Source organism: Xanthovirga aplysinae (assembly GCF_009711365.1).
Taxonomy (GTDB): Bacteria; Bacteroidota; Bacteroidia; order Cytophagales; family Cyclobacteriaceae; genus Xanthovirga; species Xanthovirga aplysinae.
In genome coordinates this window covers 1-369 of record NZ_SMMB01000114.1, presented here as the reverse complement: position 1 = coordinate 369, position 369 = coordinate 1, and the positions used below count along the sequence as shown (strand labels likewise).

General features: G+C 33.6%; 1 protein-coding gene. It reads right to left on the bottom strand.

The window, feature by feature from the left end:
• Window positions 1-369 (bottom strand): hypothetical protein (locus E1171_RS23125; protein WP_187696091.1); only part of this gene is annotated, 369 nt, incomplete at both ends.

Below are 369 nucleotides of genomic sequence, written 5' to 3'. Positions count from 1 at the left end.
ATGATTATATTATTTCCCAAATTAAAATCATCAAAATCGGGATCTCCTATATCGTTTAAATCCCCATTAATGTTAATCCAGGCTCCCTGATGATTATCGTCATTGTTATTACCAGCAATCAGGTTAGTAAAATTCAAAACATTGGAGTTCCCATCTTGATAAGCCCGAATTCTCAGCACATTATCATCATTTCTGTTCCCTAAAATGGCATTATTACCTATTATTTCATTAAATTCCCCTTCCTGATCGGCATAAAAATCAAAATTATTGTCATTGTTGTTATTTCCATCGGCCACAAAAAATCCACCAAGAAAGTTTACACCTTGAATAATATTAGACTCACCATCCTGATGCGCATGAAAATTCATG